Annotated in this window: 15 protein-coding genes; 8 read left to right on the forward strand and 7 right to left on the reverse strand. The window is 71.1% G+C overall.

What is annotated here, in order from left to right:
* Positions 1 to 19: 19 nt before the first annotated feature.
* From AMO33_RS27315 to AMO33_RS27330, 4 genes are all read left to right on the forward strand, one after another.
* A complete protein-coding gene (locus AMO33_RS27315; protein ID WP_220276279.1) occupies positions 20 to 790 on the forward strand; it encodes an NUDIX hydrolase in 771 nt (256 codons plus the stop codon).
* A 50-nt stretch (positions 791 to 840) separates the two neighbouring features.
* Complete coding sequence (locus tag AMO33_RS27320) at positions 841 to 1608, forward strand: enoyl-CoA hydratase-related protein (protein WP_060594781.1); 768 nt, start codon at positions 841 to 843, stop codon at positions 1606 to 1608.
* Between the two features lie 158 nt (positions 1609 to 1766).
* Positions 1767 to 2735 (forward strand): class I SAM-dependent methyltransferase, encoded by a 969-nt coding sequence (locus AMO33_RS27325; protein ID WP_011210822.1) that lies wholly within the window; start codon positions 1767 to 1769, stop codon positions 2733 to 2735.
* The gene (locus AMO33_RS27330) at positions 2736 to 3926 is read left to right on the forward strand and encodes a THUMP-like domain-containing protein (protein WP_060594782.1); all 1191 of its coding nucleotides are present in this window, start codon (positions 2736 to 2738) and stop codon (positions 3924 to 3926) included.
* Here AMO33_RS27330 and AMO33_RS27335 read toward each other — a convergent pair.
* From AMO33_RS27335 to AMO33_RS27345, 3 genes are all read right to left on the reverse strand, one after another.
* Entirely contained in the window at positions 3923 to 4462 is a 540-nt protein-coding gene (locus tag AMO33_RS27335; RefSeq protein WP_060594783.1) for a DUF1697 domain-containing protein, read from the reverse strand. The genes AMO33_RS27330 and AMO33_RS27335 overlap by 4 nt on opposite strands.
* Before the next feature lie 35 nt (positions 4463 to 4497).
* The gene (locus AMO33_RS27340; RefSeq protein ID WP_011210819.1) at positions 4498 to 5247 is read right to left on the reverse strand and encodes an acyltransferase; all 750 of its coding nucleotides are present in this window, start codon (positions 5245 to 5247) and stop codon (positions 4498 to 4500) included.
* 102 nt (positions 5248 to 5349) lie between these two features.
* Positions 5350 to 6696, reverse strand: coding sequence for a lipase family protein (locus AMO33_RS27345; protein ID WP_170916162.1), 1347 nt, complete (start codon positions 6694 to 6696; stop codon positions 5350 to 5352).
* 278 nt (positions 6697 to 6974) lie between these two features.
* On the opposite strand from AMO33_RS27345, the gene AMO33_RS27350 reads away from it, so the two are divergent.
* Positions 6975 to 8351, forward strand: coding sequence for an outer membrane protein assembly factor BamB family protein (locus AMO33_RS27350; protein WP_240327336.1), 1377 nt, complete (start codon positions 6975 to 6977; stop codon positions 8349 to 8351).
* Between the two features lie 8 nt (positions 8352 to 8359).
* Here the strand turns inward: AMO33_RS27350 and AMO33_RS27355 are convergent, their stop codons facing one another.
* The 3 genes from AMO33_RS27355 to AMO33_RS27365 are packed head-to-tail and all read right to left on the reverse strand — an operon-like array spanning position 8360 to position 11993.
* Positions 8360 to 9622 (reverse strand): glycosyltransferase family 4 protein, encoded by a 1263-nt coding sequence (locus AMO33_RS27355; RefSeq protein WP_011210816.1) that lies wholly within the window; start codon positions 9620 to 9622, stop codon positions 8360 to 8362.
* Positions 9619 to 11229, reverse strand: coding sequence for a 1,4-alpha-glucan branching protein domain-containing protein (locus AMO33_RS27360; RefSeq protein ID WP_060594784.1), 1611 nt, complete (start codon positions 11227 to 11229; stop codon positions 9619 to 9621). The genes AMO33_RS27355 and AMO33_RS27360 overlap by 4 nt, the downstream gene beginning before the upstream one ends.
* Complete coding sequence (locus AMO33_RS27365; protein ID WP_060595185.1) at positions 11226 to 11993, reverse strand: class I SAM-dependent methyltransferase; 768 nt, start codon at positions 11991 to 11993, stop codon at positions 11226 to 11228. Before AMO33_RS27365 ends, AMO33_RS27360 begins: the two co-directional genes overlap by 4 nt.
* Positions 11994 to 12230: 237 nt before the next feature.
* On the opposite strand from AMO33_RS27365, the gene AMO33_RS27370 reads away from it, so the two are divergent.
* Together AMO33_RS27370 and AMO33_RS27375 are read left to right on the forward strand one after the other, a co-directional pair.
* Positions 12231 to 13016, forward strand: coding sequence for an electron transfer flavoprotein subunit beta/FixA family protein (locus tag AMO33_RS27370; RefSeq protein WP_011210813.1), 786 nt, complete (start codon positions 12231 to 12233; stop codon positions 13014 to 13016).
* 42 nt (positions 13017 to 13058) lie between these two features.
* Positions 13059 to 14015, forward strand: a complete 957-nt coding sequence (locus AMO33_RS27375; RefSeq protein WP_060594785.1) for an electron transfer flavoprotein subunit alpha/FixB family protein — start codon at positions 13059 to 13061, stop codon at positions 14013 to 14015.
* Positions 14016 to 14072: 57 nt separating this feature from the next.
* On the opposite strand, the gene AMO33_RS27380 is transcribed toward AMO33_RS27375, so the two are convergent.
* On the reverse strand, positions 14073 to 14930 hold the full coding sequence (locus AMO33_RS27380) for a LysR family transcriptional regulator (protein ID WP_041561269.1): 858 nt from the start codon (positions 14928 to 14930) through the stop codon (positions 14073 to 14075).
* Positions 14931 to 15041: 111 nt separating this feature from the next.
* Here AMO33_RS27380 and AMO33_RS27385 point away from each other — a divergent pair, with 111 nt between their 5' ends.
* Entirely contained in the window at positions 15042 to 16346 is a 1305-nt protein-coding gene (locus AMO33_RS27385) for an NAD(P)/FAD-dependent oxidoreductase (RefSeq protein WP_060594786.1), read from the forward strand.
* Positions 16347 to 16378: the final 32 nt, after the last annotated feature.

Raw genomic sequence — 16378 nt, forward strand, 5'->3', positions numbered from 1 at the left:
CAAGGACGCCTCGACGGTGATGCTGGTGCGCGACAGCGCACGCGGACCCGAGGTGTTCCTGCAGCGCCGCGTCGGCGGGATGGCCTTCGCGGCGGGCATGACGGTGTTCCCCGGCGGCGGGGTCGACCCCTCCGACGCCACCGCCGACATCGCCTGGGCCGGTCCCGAACCGGCCTGGTGGGCACGCCGTTTCGACACCACCGAGCCACGGGTCAAGGCCCTGGTCTGCGCGGCGGTGCGGGAGACGTTCGAGGAATGCGGGGTGCTGCTGGCCGGGCCGACCGCCGACACCGTCGTGGGCGACACGGCCGCCTACCGCGAAGCACGCGGGAAGCTGGAGCGGCGCGAACTCTCGCTGGCCGCCTTCCTCGCCGAGGAGAAGCTCGTCCTGCGCGCGGATCTGCTGCGGCCGTGGGCGAATTGGATCACCCCGGTGATCGAGCCGCGCCGCTACGACACCCGGTTCTTCGTCGCCGTGCTGCCCTCGGGCCAGCGCGCCGACGGCGCCACCTCCGAGGCCGCCGAGGTGCACTGGCGCACCCCCGCCGAGGAACTGGACCGCTGGCGCGAGGGCGTCGACATCCTGCTGCCGCCCACCTGGGCCCAGCTGGACGCGCTCGCGGCCTTCGACTCGACTGCCGAGATCCTGGCCGCCGAACCGGTGATCGAGCCGATCATGCCGGTGTTGGCCCCCGCCGGCGGCGCACAGAAGCTGACGTTCCCCGACGGCGCCCGCTACTTCGCCGACCTGCCGGAGGCGGGCAAGCTGCGCGGTTCGGCGCGCAGCTGAGCGCCGGGCATCGCGCGGGCGCGGGTGCGCCGGGCGGTAGGTTGCCTGGTATGGCCGAATTCGTGACCCTGGGGCAGCCGGACGAGGACGGGGTCGCCGTCCTGCGCATCGCCCGCCCGCCGATGAATCAGATCAACATCCAGGTGGCACGCGAGGTGGCCGAGGCCGCGGCGCGGGTGGCCGCCGATCCGGCGGTGGCGGCGCTCATCGTCTACGGCGACGAGCGGGTGTTCTGCGCGGGGGACGACATGGCCGAACTCGCCGGGCTCGACCGCGACGGCGCCGCGGCACGGGCCGCCGATCTGCAGGACGCGCTGGGATGTCTGGCCAGGGTGCCGCAGCCGACGGTCGCCGCGATCTGCGGGTACGCCCTGGGCGCCGGGTTGGAACTCGCGCTCGGCGCCGACCGCAGGATCATCGGCGACAACGTCAAACTCGGTCTGCCGCAGATCCGTGCCGGGTTGATCCCGCTCGCGGGCATCCGGCGGCTGGCGCTGTCGATCGGCCCGTCCGCGGCCAAGGATCTGGTGTACTCCGGCCGCTTCGTCGCGGCCGACGAGGCGCGGACGCTGGGTCTGGTGGACGAGGTGGTCGCTCCCGACGACGTGTTCGCGGCGGCTCGGCGCTGGGCCGGGCAGTTCACCGGCGGTCCGGCGCGGGCGCTGGCCGCCGCCAAGGCCGTGTTCGAGGCCGGGCCGCACGGTCTCGACCGTGCCCGCACCGAATGGGCCGCCCTGTTCGACACCGCGGACCGGCGCATCGGCACCAGCTCCTACGTCGCCGAAGGGCCGGGCTCGGCGGTGTTCACCGGGCGGTGACGGACCCCGAAGGCAGCCCGAGCGACCGACTCGGGCGGGGTGTGCGGCACGATTGCGCTGATAGGAACAGGTTCTAGTTCCGGCGGCTCTCGGTCACCTGTCCGAATGACCGGCCCGCGCACCGTACCGCCGGGTAGATCTGGGTAGGCTTGGCGACCATGACGGTACGTCCCTCCGACCCCGCGCCGAACCCCCACGCCACCGAGGCGGAGGTGGAAGCGGCGTTCAAGGATACGAAGCTGGCCCAGGTGCTCTACCACGACTGGGAGGCCGAGACCTACGACGACAAGTGGTCCATCTCCTACGACGAGCGCTGCATCGAGTACGCCCGCGGTCGGTTCGACGCCGCGGTCGGGCCGGCTCCGCTGCCCTACGAGCGCGCGCTCGAACTGGGTTGCGGCACCGGCTTCTTCCTGCTGAACCTCATGCAGGGCGGGGTCGCCAAGTCCGGTTCGGTCACCGACCTGTCGCCGGGCATGGTGAAGGTGGCGCTGCGCAACGCCGAGAACCTCGGACTCGACGTGGACGGCCGCGTCGCCGACGCCGAGACCATCCCGTACGACGACGACACCTTCGACCTGGTGGTCGGGCACGCGGTGCTGCACCACATCCCCGATGTGGAGCAGGCGCTGCGCGAATGCCTGCGCGTGCTCAAGCCGGGCGGCCGCTTCGTCTTCGCCGGTGAGCCGACCACCGTCGGCAACTTCTACGCCCGCTGGCTCGGCCGCATCACCTGGAAGGCCACCACCACCGTCACCAAGCTGCCCGCCCTGGCCGGGTGGCGGCGTCCGCAGGAGGAACTGGACGAGTCCTCCCGCGCGGCCGCCCTCGAGGCCGTCGTCGACCTGCACACCTTCGATCCCGCCGACCTCGAGGCCATGGCCCGGTCGGCGGGCGCCACCCAGGTGAAGGCGACCACCGAGGAGTTCGCGGCCGCGCTGTGGGGCTGGCCGGTGCGCACCTTCGAAGCCGCGGTGCCCGAGGAGAAGCTGACCTGGCGCTACCGGATGGCGATGTACCGGGCGTGGCTCGGCCTGAGCTGGGTGGACGAGAAGGTGATGCGCCACGTGGTGCCGCGCCAATTCTTCTACAACGCCATGATCACGGGCGTGAAGCCCGCGAAGTAGGTGGGCTACGGCTTCGGCCGCGCCGACGTCGCGTTCCTCGCGAGTGCGGCGGGTCGCGCTGCGCTCGCGGAGGTCGCGGGGCTGGAGTTGAGTGCCGCCTCGCACCTGCACGACCTGGCGCGGGTCCGCCGCGCGCACGGCGCGGCGGCGCCCGCCCTGATCGAAACCGTGCGGTTGCGCCGGAAGGCGGCCGCCAAACTGGCCGATGCCGCCGACTGGTTGCTCACCGACGACGCCGTGCAACAGGCCACCCCGACCGCGGTCGCCCGGCACCGCGCCCGGCGGCTGGCCGGGCGCGCCGTGCACGACGTCACCTGTTCGATCGGCGCGGAGCTCGCCGAGCTGGCCCCGGCGTGCCCGGCGGTGATCGGCAGCGACCTCGACGAGGTGCGGCTGGCGATGGCGGCCCACAACCTCGGCGGGGCCGCGAACGTTCTGCTGGCCCGCGCCGACGCGCTCGCGCCCGTCACCCGCGACACGGTGGTCGTCGCCGATCCGGCGCGCCGCGCGGGCGGCAGACGCACGCACGACCCGGCCGCCCTGCAACCGCCGCTGCCGGACCTGCTGTCGGTGTACGCGGGCCGCGACCTGGTCGTGAAGTGTGCTCCCGGATTGGATTTCGCGCGCCTGGACTGGGCGGGCGAGGTCGAGGTGATCTCCCTCGACGGCGCGGTCCGTGAAGCCTGTCTCTGGTCACCCGGTCTCGCCGAGCCCGGCGTGCGCCGCCGCGCCACGGTGCTGTCCACCACCGGCCCCGGCATCACCCTCACCGACACCGAGCCCGACGACATCCCGCAGCGCCCGCCCGGCACCTGGATCATCGACCCCGACGGCGCGATCGTGCGCGCCGGGCTGGTCCGCCACTACGCCGCGAAACACGGCCTGTGGCAACTGGATCCGCAGATCGCCTACCTCACCGGTGACCGGGTGCCACCCGGGGTCCGCGGCTTCCGCATCGACGACCGCCTCGACCTGCGCGAGAAGACCCTGCGCCGGGAACTCACCCGCCGCGACTGCGGCGCCCTGGAAATCCTCGTCCGCGGCGTCGACATCGACCCCGACGCCCTCCGCAAACGCCTCAAACTCCGCGGCACCCGGCCCTACACCCTCGTCCTCACCCGCATCGGCCGCACCGCAACCGCCTTCCTCTGCACCGCGCAGGCGCCGGCGGACCAGCACTCCCTCCGCTAGGACTCCATCTTCTTGACCACCTTCTGGACCGTGAGCCAGGTGCGGGTGGTGATGTCCTTGCCGTAGGTCTTGTCCAGCCAGGCCATGAAGTCGGGGGTCTTCGGGGTGCTGTTGTCGATGACGGTGAGCAGGGCCCGGGTGGGCTCGTCGTAGCCGACGACGCGGGTGAGCGGGTCGGCGGGGGCCGCGGGCTCGGGATCGTCGATGGGCCGTTTGAAGAAGGTGACGGTGAGGTAGGAGGCGCGTTCGTGGACCAGGCCCTCGAACGGGTCGCGGTCGAGCAGGTCGCGCAGTTCGTCGTAGTCGCGCACCAGCGTGCCGCCCGCGATGCTCAGTTCGGCGTTGAGCGCGCCCTGGATGCGGTCCTCGAGCTCGGCGGTGTCGGTGGGCTCGGTGCGGAAGACGAGATTGCCGCTGGAGAGCACGGTGGCGACCTTCTCGAAACCGAGGCCCTCGAACACGCCGCGCAGCTTGTCGTTGCGCATGTTGGGGTTGCTCGGCATGATCCCGCGCAGCAGCGCCGCGTACCTGTGCATGGGCCGAACCCTAGTTCACCAGGCCGACGGATTCGTCAGGATTGCGTGCTCACACCGTTCTTCTTGCGTTCGATGTCCTCGAGCGCGGCCAGGTACTTCGCCCGCTCCTCGGCGCCCGCCTCCCAGGTGGCCTTGCGGTTCTTCACCACTTTGGCCGGGGCGCCGACGGCGATGCTGTAGTCGGGGATCTCGCCCTTGACCACCGCGTGCGCGCCCAGCACGCACCCGCGCCCGACCCTGGTCTCGCGCAGCACCGTCACCTTGGCGGCGATCCAGGTGTCCGGGCCGATGCGCACCGGGCTCTTGACGATGCCCTGGTCCTTGATCGGCAGGGTGATGTCGTCCATCTTGTGGTCGAAGTCGCAGATGTAGCACCAGTCCGCGACCAGGGTGGACTCGCCGATCTCGATGTCGAGGTAGGTGTTGACGACGTTGTCCTTGCCGAAGACCACCTTGTCGCCGATGCGCAGCGAGCCCTCGTGGCAGCGGATGGCGTTGCCGTCGCCGATGTGCACCCAGCGGCCGATCTCCATGCGGCCCAGTTCGGGGGTCGCGTGGATCTCGACGCCCTTGCCCAGGAAGACCATGCCGCGCAACACGATGTGCGGGTTGGCGAGCTTGAACTTGAACAGACGGTAGTACCGCACCAGGTACCACGGCGTGTACGCGCGGTTGGCGATGACCCAGCGCAGCGACGCCATGGTCAGAAACCGCGCCTGCTGCGGATCCCGGCGCCGCGACCCGCGCCAGCGCGAGCGCAACGGTGCGCCCCACATGCTCGTCACGAACCTTCTCCCGTCGTGTTCCCGGACCCCGTCGCGGGGGCCGTCTCGTTTGGATGAACAGCGTACTTTCGCGCCGTCACCCGCCGGGGACGACCCTGGGGATCAGGCTCCGTCGATGGCGCAACCGGCGACGGGTTTGCCGGCGAGCCGGTCGAGCAGGTAGGTGACGGCGTTGTCCGGACCGAAGGCGTCGATCATCTCCGGGCCGAAATGGTTGGGGATGGTCGCGCCGGGCAGGATCGGCGGCAGCTCGTTGGTGCGGAAGGTGACCGTCGCGCCCTGCGCGCACCAGGTCTCGGCGAGCGCGCGGGCCTGCCCGTAGGGGACGGTGTCGTCGTTGCGGCCGCTGGTGATGAACACCGGGCCGGCCGGGGTGAGCGTGCCGACGCGTTGTTCGGCGAGCGCGGGTGCGGCCTCGGGGATGTCGGCCAGGTGTTCGGTGAGCGAGCGGCCGTCGACGGTCAGGCTGTTCGTGCGCAGGAACGGATGCCGGGTGATGACGTCGGCGATGCAGGCGTTGCTCAGTGTCTCGAGCATCGCGCGGCCCTCGGCGCTGGTCACCCGGTCCAGGGCCTGGTACAGGGCGGGATAGCGGGCCAGCAGGGCGTTGACGGCGAAGCCGATGGCCCCGCCGATGAGTGCGCCGTCGATGGTCTTCAGGATCTCGGCGAGGTCGGCGACCGGTCCGCCCGCCCAGGTGCCCTTCAGGTTCAATTCCGGCGCGTACCGCGGTGCCAGCTCGGCCGCGGCCGCGGTGGCGCCGCCGCCCTGCGAGTACCCCCACAGCACCACGGGCGTCTCCGGGCCGACACCGGCCAGCGTGTTGGCCGCGCGCACGGCGTCGAGGACGGCGTGCGCCTCCTCGATCCGGTTGGCGTAGGTGTGGACGCCCGGGGTGCCGAGCCCGATGTAGTCGGTCACCAGAACGCGCGCGCCGAGCCTGCTCCACACGGCCGAGGACGGCAGTTCCTGGTTGGCCGAGATGCCGAGGGCGGGTTCGGTGAACGCCGCGACCCCGGTGGCGAAGGCACGCGACATCGCGCACTGGTCGCCCTGCCCGGAGGTGCCGGGCGCGATGACGACCGTGGGGCGCGGACCCGCGCCGAGCCACGGACCCGCGGCATCGATGAAGGTGCCGGTGACGACCGCCGGGGTGCCGTCCTGCGATCGGCTGGTGTACATCACCAGATCGGCGGCGGCGGGCCAGCCCTGTTCACTGGGCAGCGACGCGTACAGCGGCATCGGCTGCGTCTTGACGATGGCGCCGGGCTCGGTGGGGAATTGCGCGGGCGGGGTGTAGAAGTCGGTCACCGGCGCCGCGACCGCGGGCGCGGGCTCCGGTCCCGCCACCGTCGCCGTGGCGGCGCAGACGCCTGCCACCGCCGCGGCGATCGCGCGCCCCACCCACCGTCGCGCTCCCGCCCGAGAACGTCGCTGTTGCCGTGCCATTCGATACCTCTCCCGCCCGCCCGGCGCCGTCGCCGGGTGTCCCGCACCGCGCCGGTGACCCGGCTATGAACCCGATCACACGGCAACTTACCGGACAGTAACACACGCGCGAGCAAAGCGAACCCGCTCGGTTTCAAATTGCTCGGGGGAGGCTCGCGCTCGCGCCGGCGCTCGGCCACCTGCCGGGACCGCCGGGCGAACACGCCGTGCGGCGGGCGTGGCCGGGCCCGGACCCGCTAGTCTTGCGTGCGGCCGTCGACCAGAGGGGAGATCAGCAGGTGCGAACCGGTTGCGCGCGGGCCGAGTCCACGCGGGATGTGCCCCCGCCGGATGTGCCGAAGCCGGATGTGCCGAAGCGCGGGCGATCGCGCGTCCGTACCGCGGCGGCGCTGGTCGTCCTCGGCGCGATGGCCGCCGGGTGCGGCACCGACGTCGACGACATCACGGTCGGCTCCGGCGCGGGCTGGCCGGCGGTCCACCACGACGGCCGCAACGCCGCCACGAGCCCGGTGACCGGCGCCGAACGGATGACGTTGCGCTGGTCGCGTCCGGCGGGCGGCCCCATCGCCCACCCCGTCACCATCGGCCCGGACAGCCAGATCTTCCTGACCACCCGCACGGCCAGCGGCTGCGCCATCCTGTCGTTGCAGATGCCCACCGGCCGTAAGCGCTTCTGCGATCGCCTCGGCCCCAACACCATCTCCTCGCCGACCGCCGTCGACGGTGGCACCAACGTCTATTTCGGCGACGACGGGGCGGTGAACTCCTACAACCTGCTCGGCCAGCCGCGCTGGCGCACCCCGGTCGCGGGCGTGCCGGTGTCGGTGCAGTTCACCGGCGACGGACACGTGCTCACCATCACCCAGTCCGGCCAGGTCGACGTGCTCGAACGGCAGACCGGCAAGCGGGTGGTGCCCACCACCCAGTTGCTGGGCGAACCGGACTTCCTCGAGCATCCCGACCTCACCCGACCGGCCTCCGGAAACGGCCTCGAGGACTGCGCCACCGGTGGGCCGCAGTGCCCGATCGCCACGGTCTCCGCGATCGACGAGTCCTCCGGCCGCTTCTTCGTCACCGTGTGGCAGCCGGGCGAGCCCGCCGCCGACCTGGTCGCGATGCGCTACGCCGACCAGCGTCTCCACCGGGAGTGGAGCGCCCAGCTGCTCACCGGCGGCAGCGCCACCAGTCCGGCGCTCTCGGCCGACGGCGGCACCGTCTACGTCGGCGACAACAGCGGCCGGTTGTTGGCGCTCGACACCGCCGACGGGCGCACCAAGTGGGTCCATCAGCTCGCGTTCACCCCGGCCGGGGCGATCTCGGTCGCCGCCGACGGGCTGATCGTGCCCGCCGGTGACGAGGGCTATCTGATGGCGTTGCGCGACACCGGAGACGGCGTCGAAACCGCCTGGGAGCGTAAGGATCTGGCGCTGCGCGGGCTCCCGGTGCAGACCGCGGGCGGGATCGGCTACACCACCGCCGCGATCGGCGCGGGCCTGAACCTGGTCACCTTCGACACCGCCACCGGCGCCACCATCGATTCCGATGTGCTGCCCGGCGCGCAGGGCAGCACCACCGGCACCTCGGTCGGCCCGAAGGGCGAGGTCGTGGTGGCGACCAGGATCGGCGAGGTGTTCGCCTTCGAGCCGGAGGACTGAACCGGCGGTCACACCGGGTTGTTCGGATCCCGTTCCGGCAGCGGCCGTTCCACGATGACCGGGCGGCCCAGCGGATTGCGCACTCGCCGCTTGGCCGAGGAGTACACCTGCGCGGTCTCGGCGGCCACCACGTCCCAGGCGAAGTCGGCGGTGAGGCGTTCGCGGGCGGCGTAGGCGCGCTGTTGCGCGGCGGCGGGGTCGTCGAGGGTGGCGCGCACCGCCTCCACCAGCCCGTCCACATCGGCCGGTTCGAACGAGGCCCCGGTGACACCGTCGATCACGGCCTCGCCGAGCCCGCCCGCGGTCGAGGTGACCAGCGGGGTGCCCGCCGCGGCCGCTTCCAGCGCCACGATGCCGAACGGCTCGTAGCGGCTGGGCAGCACGATCGCGTCCGCGCCGTGCAGCCAGCCGAGCAGTTCCGCGTGGCCGAGCTGCCCGGTGAAGGTCACCGCCCGTGCCACCCGGTGCACGCGGGCGCGTTCGCGCAGCCATTCGAACTGGGTGCCGACCCCGGCGACGGTGAGCGTGGTACCCGGGTGCGCGCGCCGGATGCGCGGCAGCGCGGCGATCGCGTCCTGCACGCCCTTCTCGTATTCGAGCCTGCCGACGTAGAGCAGCCGCGGCGGGCCGGTACGCGGCGCGCGCGGCCGGAAGGTCCACGCGCCCACGTCGATGCCGTTGCGGATCACCGTGATCGGCACGCGCTCGGGCCCGTAGAGCCGTTCCACCTCGTCCTGCATCGACGACGAGCAGGTGATGAGGGCGTCGGATTCGTTGGCCAGCCACCACTCCACCGAGTGCACCTGCTTGTTGACCCGGCCGGCCACCCAGCCGCTGTGCCTGCCCGCCTCGGTGGCGTGGATGGTGGAGACCAATGGCACGTCGTAGTACTCGGCCAGCGCGATCGCCGGGTGCGCGACCAGCCAGTCGTGCGCGTGCACCACGTCGGGCGTCCAGCCCTCACCGATGCCGGGCTTGCCGAGACCGACACCCGCGCGCACCATGGCGTGCCCCATCGCCAGGGTCCAGGCCAGCATGTCCTCGCCGAAGTCGAAGCACGGCGGGTCCTCGGCGACGGCGACCACGAGCACGCCGTCCTCGATGAACGAGTGCGTCGGGTGGGTGGTGGGGTCGGTGCCGGTGGGTCTGCGCGAGAGCACGACCACCTCGTGTCCGGCCGCGGCCAGCTCGACCGCCAGGTGGTGCACATGTCTGCCGAGCCCGCCGACCACCACCGGTGGGTACTCCCACGACACCATCAAGATCTTCATGCAAGTCCTTCTGAGGCTGGGCCCGGCGTCCCGGCGGCGGGTGGGCGGGGCGCGTCAGCGCTGGGCACGGGCGGCGCGTCGGCGTCGGGCAGCCGTCGCGCATCCACTCCGGGGAAGAATCCGTCGGCCGCGCTCCATCTTGCCGCCAACTGGCGCGCTTTGGCGACCTGACCCGCCCCCACCGCGGCCGCGATCTCGCGGACGGCATGCGCGTGCTGGTGGGCCCGGTCGCGCGCGTAGCCCGCGGCGGAGTCCTTGCTGACCATGAACGCCCAGTCGCTCGAGACGGTCAGGATCGCCTCGCGCAGCAGCTGATCGGCCACCGGGTCGCGCAGTGCCGGGGCGCCCGGGTCGGCCGCGCGCATCTTGTCGACGGTGTCCAGGGCCAGCCCGACGACCTCGTCGTTGAGCTCGACCAGATCGCGCACCTGATCACCGGCCCACACCCGCCAGTCCTTGCCCGAGCCCCACGAGGAATCGGCCAGCGGCACCGGTTCGCCGACGAAACCGCGGGCCCGCGCGTCGGCGAGGGTGCCGACGGTGACCCCGGCCTCGGGCAGCGCCCGCAGCACCTGCGCCAGCCACTGCGGTCCCTCGTGCCACCAGTGGCCGAAGAGTTCGGTGTCGAACGCGGCCACGACCAGCGCGGGACGGCCGATGCGGTCGGACTCCGCGATCAGCCGCGCCCGCACCGTCCGCACGAAGTCCTCGACGTCGCCGACGACCGCCGCGGCCGCCAGCTCGGGATCGTAGGGGGCCTTGTCGGGCCCGGCGACGGTCTTGCCGGTGACCCGGGACGGCTTGAGACCCGTCGCGTGGTCGTAGTGATGAAAATCACGGTAGGCGGCGTGGCCGGGATAGCCGGATTTGGGCGACCACACCCGGTAGCTGACGTGCAGATCGCGCCCGAACGCCACCACATCCGAGTCGTGCACGGGCCTGCCGAGGCTGCTGTCGCCCCGCAGCGCGGGTCCGTCGACCATGAAATGCGTCACGCCCGCCGCGGCATAGCCGCGTTCCATACCGGGGGTGTAGCCGCATTCGGGCGCCCAGATGCCGGTGGGCCGGGTGCCCCAGCGGTGCCGGGCGTCGGCCAGTCCCTCGCTCAGCTGGAAGGCGCGCAGCCGCGGATGCAGCAGCGGCTGGAACGGGTGCGCCAGCGGGCCGCCGAGCAGCTCGACCACCTCGGCGTCGACCAGGCTGCGCCACACCGGGGCCGCGCCGTGGCGCCAGTGCTGTTCGAATTCGGCCAGCGCCGCGGTGGCCAGTCGGTGCTCGTGCCGCCCCAGCGCGACGTTGCCCGCCGCCGACGCCTCGTCGGCGCGCAGCTGCCAGTTGCCCAGCCAGTGGTGCATGCCGGCCAGGCAGTGCGGATCGTCGAGCTGGGCCGCGAGCACCGGGGTGATCCCGAGCGTCAGCAGATGCGAACGGCCTTCCGCGGCAAGCGTTCTCAGTACCTCGACCACGGGAAGGTAGGAGGCGGCCCAGGACTGGTAGAGCCATTCCTCGCCCACCGGCCAGCGTCCGTGGTGGGCCAGCCACGGCAGGTGGGAATGCAGGACCAGCGTGAACTGGCCCGGAACCTGTTGCGACGACACGGAATTCACGACCCCGGCTTCACCGCGACGGCCACCAGGTCGAGGCTGGCGTCGATGTCATCGGCGCGCAGATCGAAGTCGTCGATCGTCACCGCGGCCACGTCGGCGGTCAGCTCGGCGGGCCACGGTTGCCCGGCCAGCGCCCGCTGGATCTGCGCGTCGATGAACGAGCCACCGTGCTTGGTGTCGAGGGCGCGCAGCGTCGCGCCGTGGTGCACCCCGGTCATCGATTCGACCCGGAAACCGGCCTCCACCAGCAGCTCGTCCAGTTCGGCCGCGTTCAGCTCCCGGGTGTGGAAGGGGTTGAGCGGGGTGTCGCGGCCGGGGGAGAAGGTGATTCGGTTGGGCGTGCTGATCAGCAGCTCACCGCCGGGACGCAGCACCCGCAGGCACTCGCGCAGGAACTGGCTCTGGTCCCAGAGATGTTCGATCACTTGGAAATTCACCACCACGTCGACCGCGGCGTCCGGCAGTGGCAGGGCGGCGAGGTTGCCCCGGATCATCCGCACCCGCGGGTAGCGTCCGCGCACGTGCGCGGCGGCGCTCGCGTCGTAGTCCAGCCCGACCACCGCCGCGGCGACCCCGGCGATCATGTCCGCGCCGTAGCCCTCGCCGGAACCGGCCTCCAGCACGGTCTTTCCGGCGCAGCGCGACAGCAGCCGCGCGTAGACGACCTCGTGCCTGCGGAACCAGTAGTTCTCCTCGGCGATGCCGGGCACGGTGCGCTCTCCGGTGAGCGGCAGCGTCTGCTCGCCGCCGGTGTCCGCAGTCATGACCTCGTCGTCGCCCACTGCGGCAGGGATCACAGCCTCGCTCATCCCGTCGACGTTACTGGTAGGGGTGCGTCCCGGCGTCGCCCGGAGGGGCTTTCGCGAGACGGCGTAGACTAAGTTACCCACGAGTAACTTAACGTAAGGTAATGTCACCGACCGAGCTACTCAATGGACGTACGGCCCAGCTCGTGCGACCGCCAGATACCCGCCCCCAGAACAGGAGGTCGACGAAGACCGATGCCGAACATCGTCGTACTCATCAAGCAGGTTCCCGACACGTGGTCCGAGCGCAAGCTGTCCGACGGGGACTTCACCCTGGACCGCGAGGCCGCCGACGCGGTGCTGGACGAGATCAACGAGCGCGCCGTCGAGGAAGCGCTGCTGATCAAGGAGGCACAGGGCGGTGAGGTGACCGTGCTGTCGGCCGGTCCCGACCGTGCCACCGAGGCCATCCGCAAGGCGCTGTCCATGGGCGCCGACAAGGCCATCCACATCAACGACCCGGCCATCCACGGCTCCGACGCGGTGCAGACCGCGTGGGTGCTGGCCTCGGCGCTCGGCCAGGTCGAGGGCGTGGAGCTGGTCATCGCGGGCAACGAGGCCACCGACGGCCGCGCGGGTGCCGTGCCGGCGATCATCGCCGAGTACCTGGGCCTGCCCCAGCTGACCCACCTGCGCAAGCTCACCGTCGACGGCGACAAGATCACCGGCGAGCGCGAGACCGACGAGGGCGTCTTCAAGCTGGAGGCGACCCTGCCCGCCATCGTCTCGGTCACCGAGAAGATCAACGAGCCGCGCTTCCCGTCCTTCAAGGGCATCATGGCCGCCAAGAAGAAGGAAGTGCAGGTCTTCACCCTCGCCGACCTCGGCGTCGATCCCTCCACCGTCGGTGTGGCCAACGCGGGCAGCACCGTCACCTCCTCGACCCCGAAGCCGCCGCGCACCGCAGGCGAGAAGGTCGTCGACGAAGGCGACGGCGGCACCAAGATCGCCCAGTACCTGGTCGGCCAGAAGATCATCTGATCCGCGCCACATCGGACTGAGACTTCCTAGGAGAGAACACAAATGGCTGAAGTACTCGTGCTCGTCGAGCACGCCGACGGTGCGATCAAGAAGGTCAGCACCGAACTGCTCACCGCCGCCCGCACCCTGGGCAGCCCGGCCGCCGTCGTGCTTGGCGCGCCCGGCACCGGCGAGAAGCTCGCCGACGCGCTGACCGCCGCGGGCGCCGAGAAGATCTACATCGCCGAGTCCGACGATGTGGAGAACTACCTGGTGACCCCGAAGGTCGACGTGCTCGCCGGCCTCGTCGAGTCGGTCTCCCCGGCCGCCGTCATCGTGGCCGCCTCCGCCGAGGGCAAGGAGGTGTCGGGCCGCCTCGCCGCCCGCATCGGCTCCGGCCTGCTCGTCGACGTCATCGGCGTGAACGCCGACGGCTCGGCCGTGCACTCCATCTTCGGTGGCGCCTTCACCGTCGAGGCCAAGGCCAACGGCGACGTGCCGGTCATCTCGGTGCGCCCCGGCGCCATCGAGGGCGTCGCGCAGCAGGGCGCGGGCGAGAAGGTCACCGTCGAGGTGCCCGCGCAGGAGGAGGGCGTGGTCAAGGTGACCGCGCGCGAGCCCGTCGTCGCCGGTGACCGCCCCGAGCTCACCGAGGCGAACATCGTCGTCTCCGGTGGCCGCGGCGTCGGTTCCGCCGACAACTTCTCCGTGGTCGAGGAGCTGGCCGACTCGCTCGGCGCGGCCGTGGGCGCCTCCCGCGCCGCCGTCGACTCCGGCTACTACCCGGGTCAGTTCCAGGTCGGCCAGACCGGTAAGACGGTCTCCCCGCAGCTGTACATCGCGCTGGGCATCTCCGGCGCCATCCAGCACCGCGCGGGCATGCAGACCTCGAAGACCATCGTCGCGGTCAACAAGGACGAGGAAGCCCCGATCTTCGAGATCGCGGACTACGGCATCGTCGGCGACCTGTTCAACGTCGCCCCGCAGCTGACCGAGGCCATCAAGTCCCACAAGGGCTGAGCCTCCAGCGTTGTGCGCAATGCCCGGCCGGTTCCCCGGCCGGGCATTGTCGTTTCCTCAGGCCGTGTGCAGGGCGGAGAGGAGGGTGTCCAGGATGGGGGAGTGGCGGGCATCGGAGCGCAGCACGGCCGAGACGGGGACGCGCAGCGGGCGGTCGGCCAGCTCGACGGTGGCGATGCCCTCGGTGGGGCTGTGCGCGTAGAGGATGGTCCAGGCGTCGGGGTGGTTGATCAGCTCCATGGTGGCGGTGTGGTCGGGCGGGATCGGCGGGCCGTAGATGGGGCCGGTCGGCAGGTCGGCGAAGGCCGCGCGGACCACGTTGTGCAGCAGGACCTGCTCGGACTCCGGGGGGAGCAGCAACGGGTAGTCGCCGAGTTCGCGCAAGGTCACGTCGGTGCGCCCGGCCAGCGGATGCTCCGGCGCGGTGGCGATCATGAGGTCCTCGACCCAGAGCTGTTCGACCGACAGACCCTGTTGCTGCACGCTGCCGCGGATCAGTGCCAGATCGCAGTCGCCGTCGGCCACGGCCGCGATGCGCTGGCGGAACGGCTTGATGACGAACTCGATCTCCGCGTCCGGATGTGCGGCCCTGGCCCGGGCGATGGCCGAGAGCGAGCGGGTCGCGAAGGACATGTTGGCGGTGAGCCGGATGCGCGGGCTGGTGGTGCGCACCGCCGCCCGGATCGCCGATTCCAGGCTGAGCATCTGCTTTGCCAGGGGTAGTAATCTTGTGCTCGCGTCGGTCGGGACCACCGAGCGGGTCGAGCGTTCGAACAGCTGTACCCCGAGGTCGTGTTCGAGCCGGGCGATCTGATGACTGATCGCCGATTGCGAGATGAAGCAGCGGGCCGCGGCCCTGCTGAAACTGAGCTCCTCGCACACCGCGACGAAGTACGTGAGCTGGCGAAGCTCCACCACGATCTCCATTCATGAGCGATCCAGATAATAGTCATCTGAATTATGCGCCCTGACCCCTGAAATATCCGAGTTCCCGATAACGGTTTGTCATGACAGAAGGAGGCTGTCATGGATAACGTCGCTGTGGTGGAAGCCACGGGAATCGAATACTCGGATGTCGTCATCGTCGGATCGGGCTTCGGCGGACTGGCCGCTGCCAAGCAGCTGGCCAAGTCGAACGTCGATTACGTCCTGATCTCGAGCACGCCGGAGCACCTGTTCCAGCCCTTGCTGTACCAGGTCGCCACGGGGGTGCTGGCCGCCGAGGAGATCGCCCCGCCCATCGCGAAGATCCTGCGCCGCCACGACACCGCCGACGTCCGCCAGGGCACCGTCGTCGCCATCGAACCCGACACCGCGGTGCTGACCTACCGCACCCCCGGCGGCGAGCTACGCCGCATCCGCTACGGCTCGCTGATCGCCGCGACCGGCGCCTCGCAGTCGTACTTCGGCCGCGACGACTTCGCCGAGAAGACCTATTCGCTCAAGACCATCGAGGACGCGAAACTGCTGCGCGCCCAGATCGAGCGCGTGTTCACCGAGGCCGCCACCGCCGACGAGGCGACCAGGCAGCGGCTGCTCAGCTTCGTGGTGGTCGGCGCGGGCGCGACCGGCGTCGAGGTCGCCGGGCAGCTCACCGAACTCGCCAAACGCCACTTCCACCAGGAGGTTTCGGTCACCCTGGTCGAAGGCGCCGGTGCCGTGCTGCCGCCGTTCGGCGGCGGGCTGTCGGAGTACGCGAAGAAGTCGCTCGCCAAGGGCGGCGTCGAGGTGCTGCTGGACACCTTCGTCACCGACATCGAGCCGGGCAAGGTGACCGTCAAGGACAAGGCGGGCGTGGAGCGCAAGATCGCCGCGGAGACCGTGGTGTGGTCGGCGGGCGTGCAGGCGGGCGGATTCGCCGAGATCCTCGCCGAGGCCACGGGTGTCGAAACCGACCGCGCCGGGCGGCTGTTGATCAATCCCGACCTGACCGTGGGCGGCTACGCCGACATCTACGCCATCGGCGACATGACCTCGCTCAACGGCTACCCGGGCCAGTCGCCGGTGGCGATGCAGGAGGGCAGGCACGCCGCCGACATCATCCGGCGCAAGAAGCAGCCCGGCACCCCGTTCGTGTACTGGGACAAGGGCAGCATGGCCGTCATCAGCCGGTTCAGCGCGGTGGCGAAACTCAACGAGCACATCACCTTCCGCGGGGTGATCGCCTGGTTCATGTGGCTGGCGGTGCACCTGTTCTACCTGGTCGGCTTCCGCAACCGGTTCGCCGCGGTGGCGTCGTGGCTGGTGGCGTTCATCGGCACCGGCAGGCCGGGATTCGACGAGGTGGACCGGACCGTCGAGGAACCCCGACGGGAACGCGTAGCGGCCTGATTCCGACGCCCCGGTGAACGCCCGGTGTGACC

This window comes from Nocardia farcinica, from assembly GCF_001182745.1.
In the GTDB taxonomy this organism is placed as follows: Bacteria; Actinomycetota; Actinomycetes; order Mycobacteriales; family Mycobacteriaceae; genus Nocardia; species Nocardia farcinica.

Coding starts and splice junctions, on each gene's coding strand:
- AMO33_RS27365 (WP_060595185.1), bottom strand. CDS start 11,993: ATGACTGCGGACACCGGCGGCGAGCAGACGCTGCCGCTCACCGGAGAG.
- AMO33_RS27345 (WP_170916162.1), bottom strand. CDS start 6,696: ATGGCACGGCAACAGCGACGTTCTCGGGCGGGAGCGCGACGGTGGGTG.
- AMO33_RS27335 (WP_060594783.1), bottom strand. CDS start 4,462: ATGCACAGGTACGCGGCGCTGCTGCGCGGGATCATGCCGAGCAACCCC.
- AMO33_RS27375 (WP_060594785.1), top strand. CDS start 13,059: ATGGCTGAAGTACTCGTGCTCGTCGAGCACGCCGACGGTGCGATCAAG.
- AMO33_RS27385 (WP_060594786.1), top strand. CDS start 15,042: ATGGATAACGTCGCTGTGGTGGAAGCCACGGGAATCGAATACTCGGAT.
- AMO33_RS27355 (WP_011210816.1), bottom strand. CDS start 9,622: ATGAAGATCTTGATGGTGTCGTGGGAGTACCCACCGGTGGTGGTCGGC.
- AMO33_RS27325 (WP_011210822.1), top strand. CDS start 1,767: ATGACGGTACGTCCCTCCGACCCCGCGCCGAACCCCCACGCCACCGAG.
- AMO33_RS27315 (WP_220276279.1), top strand. CDS start 20: ATGCTGGTGCGCGACAGCGCACGCGGACCCGAGGTGTTCCTGCAGCGC.
- AMO33_RS27320 (WP_060594781.1), top strand. CDS start 841: ATGGCCGAATTCGTGACCCTGGGGCAGCCGGACGAGGACGGGGTCGCC.
- AMO33_RS27370 (WP_011210813.1), top strand. CDS start 12,231: ATGCCGAACATCGTCGTACTCATCAAGCAGGTTCCCGACACGTGGTCC.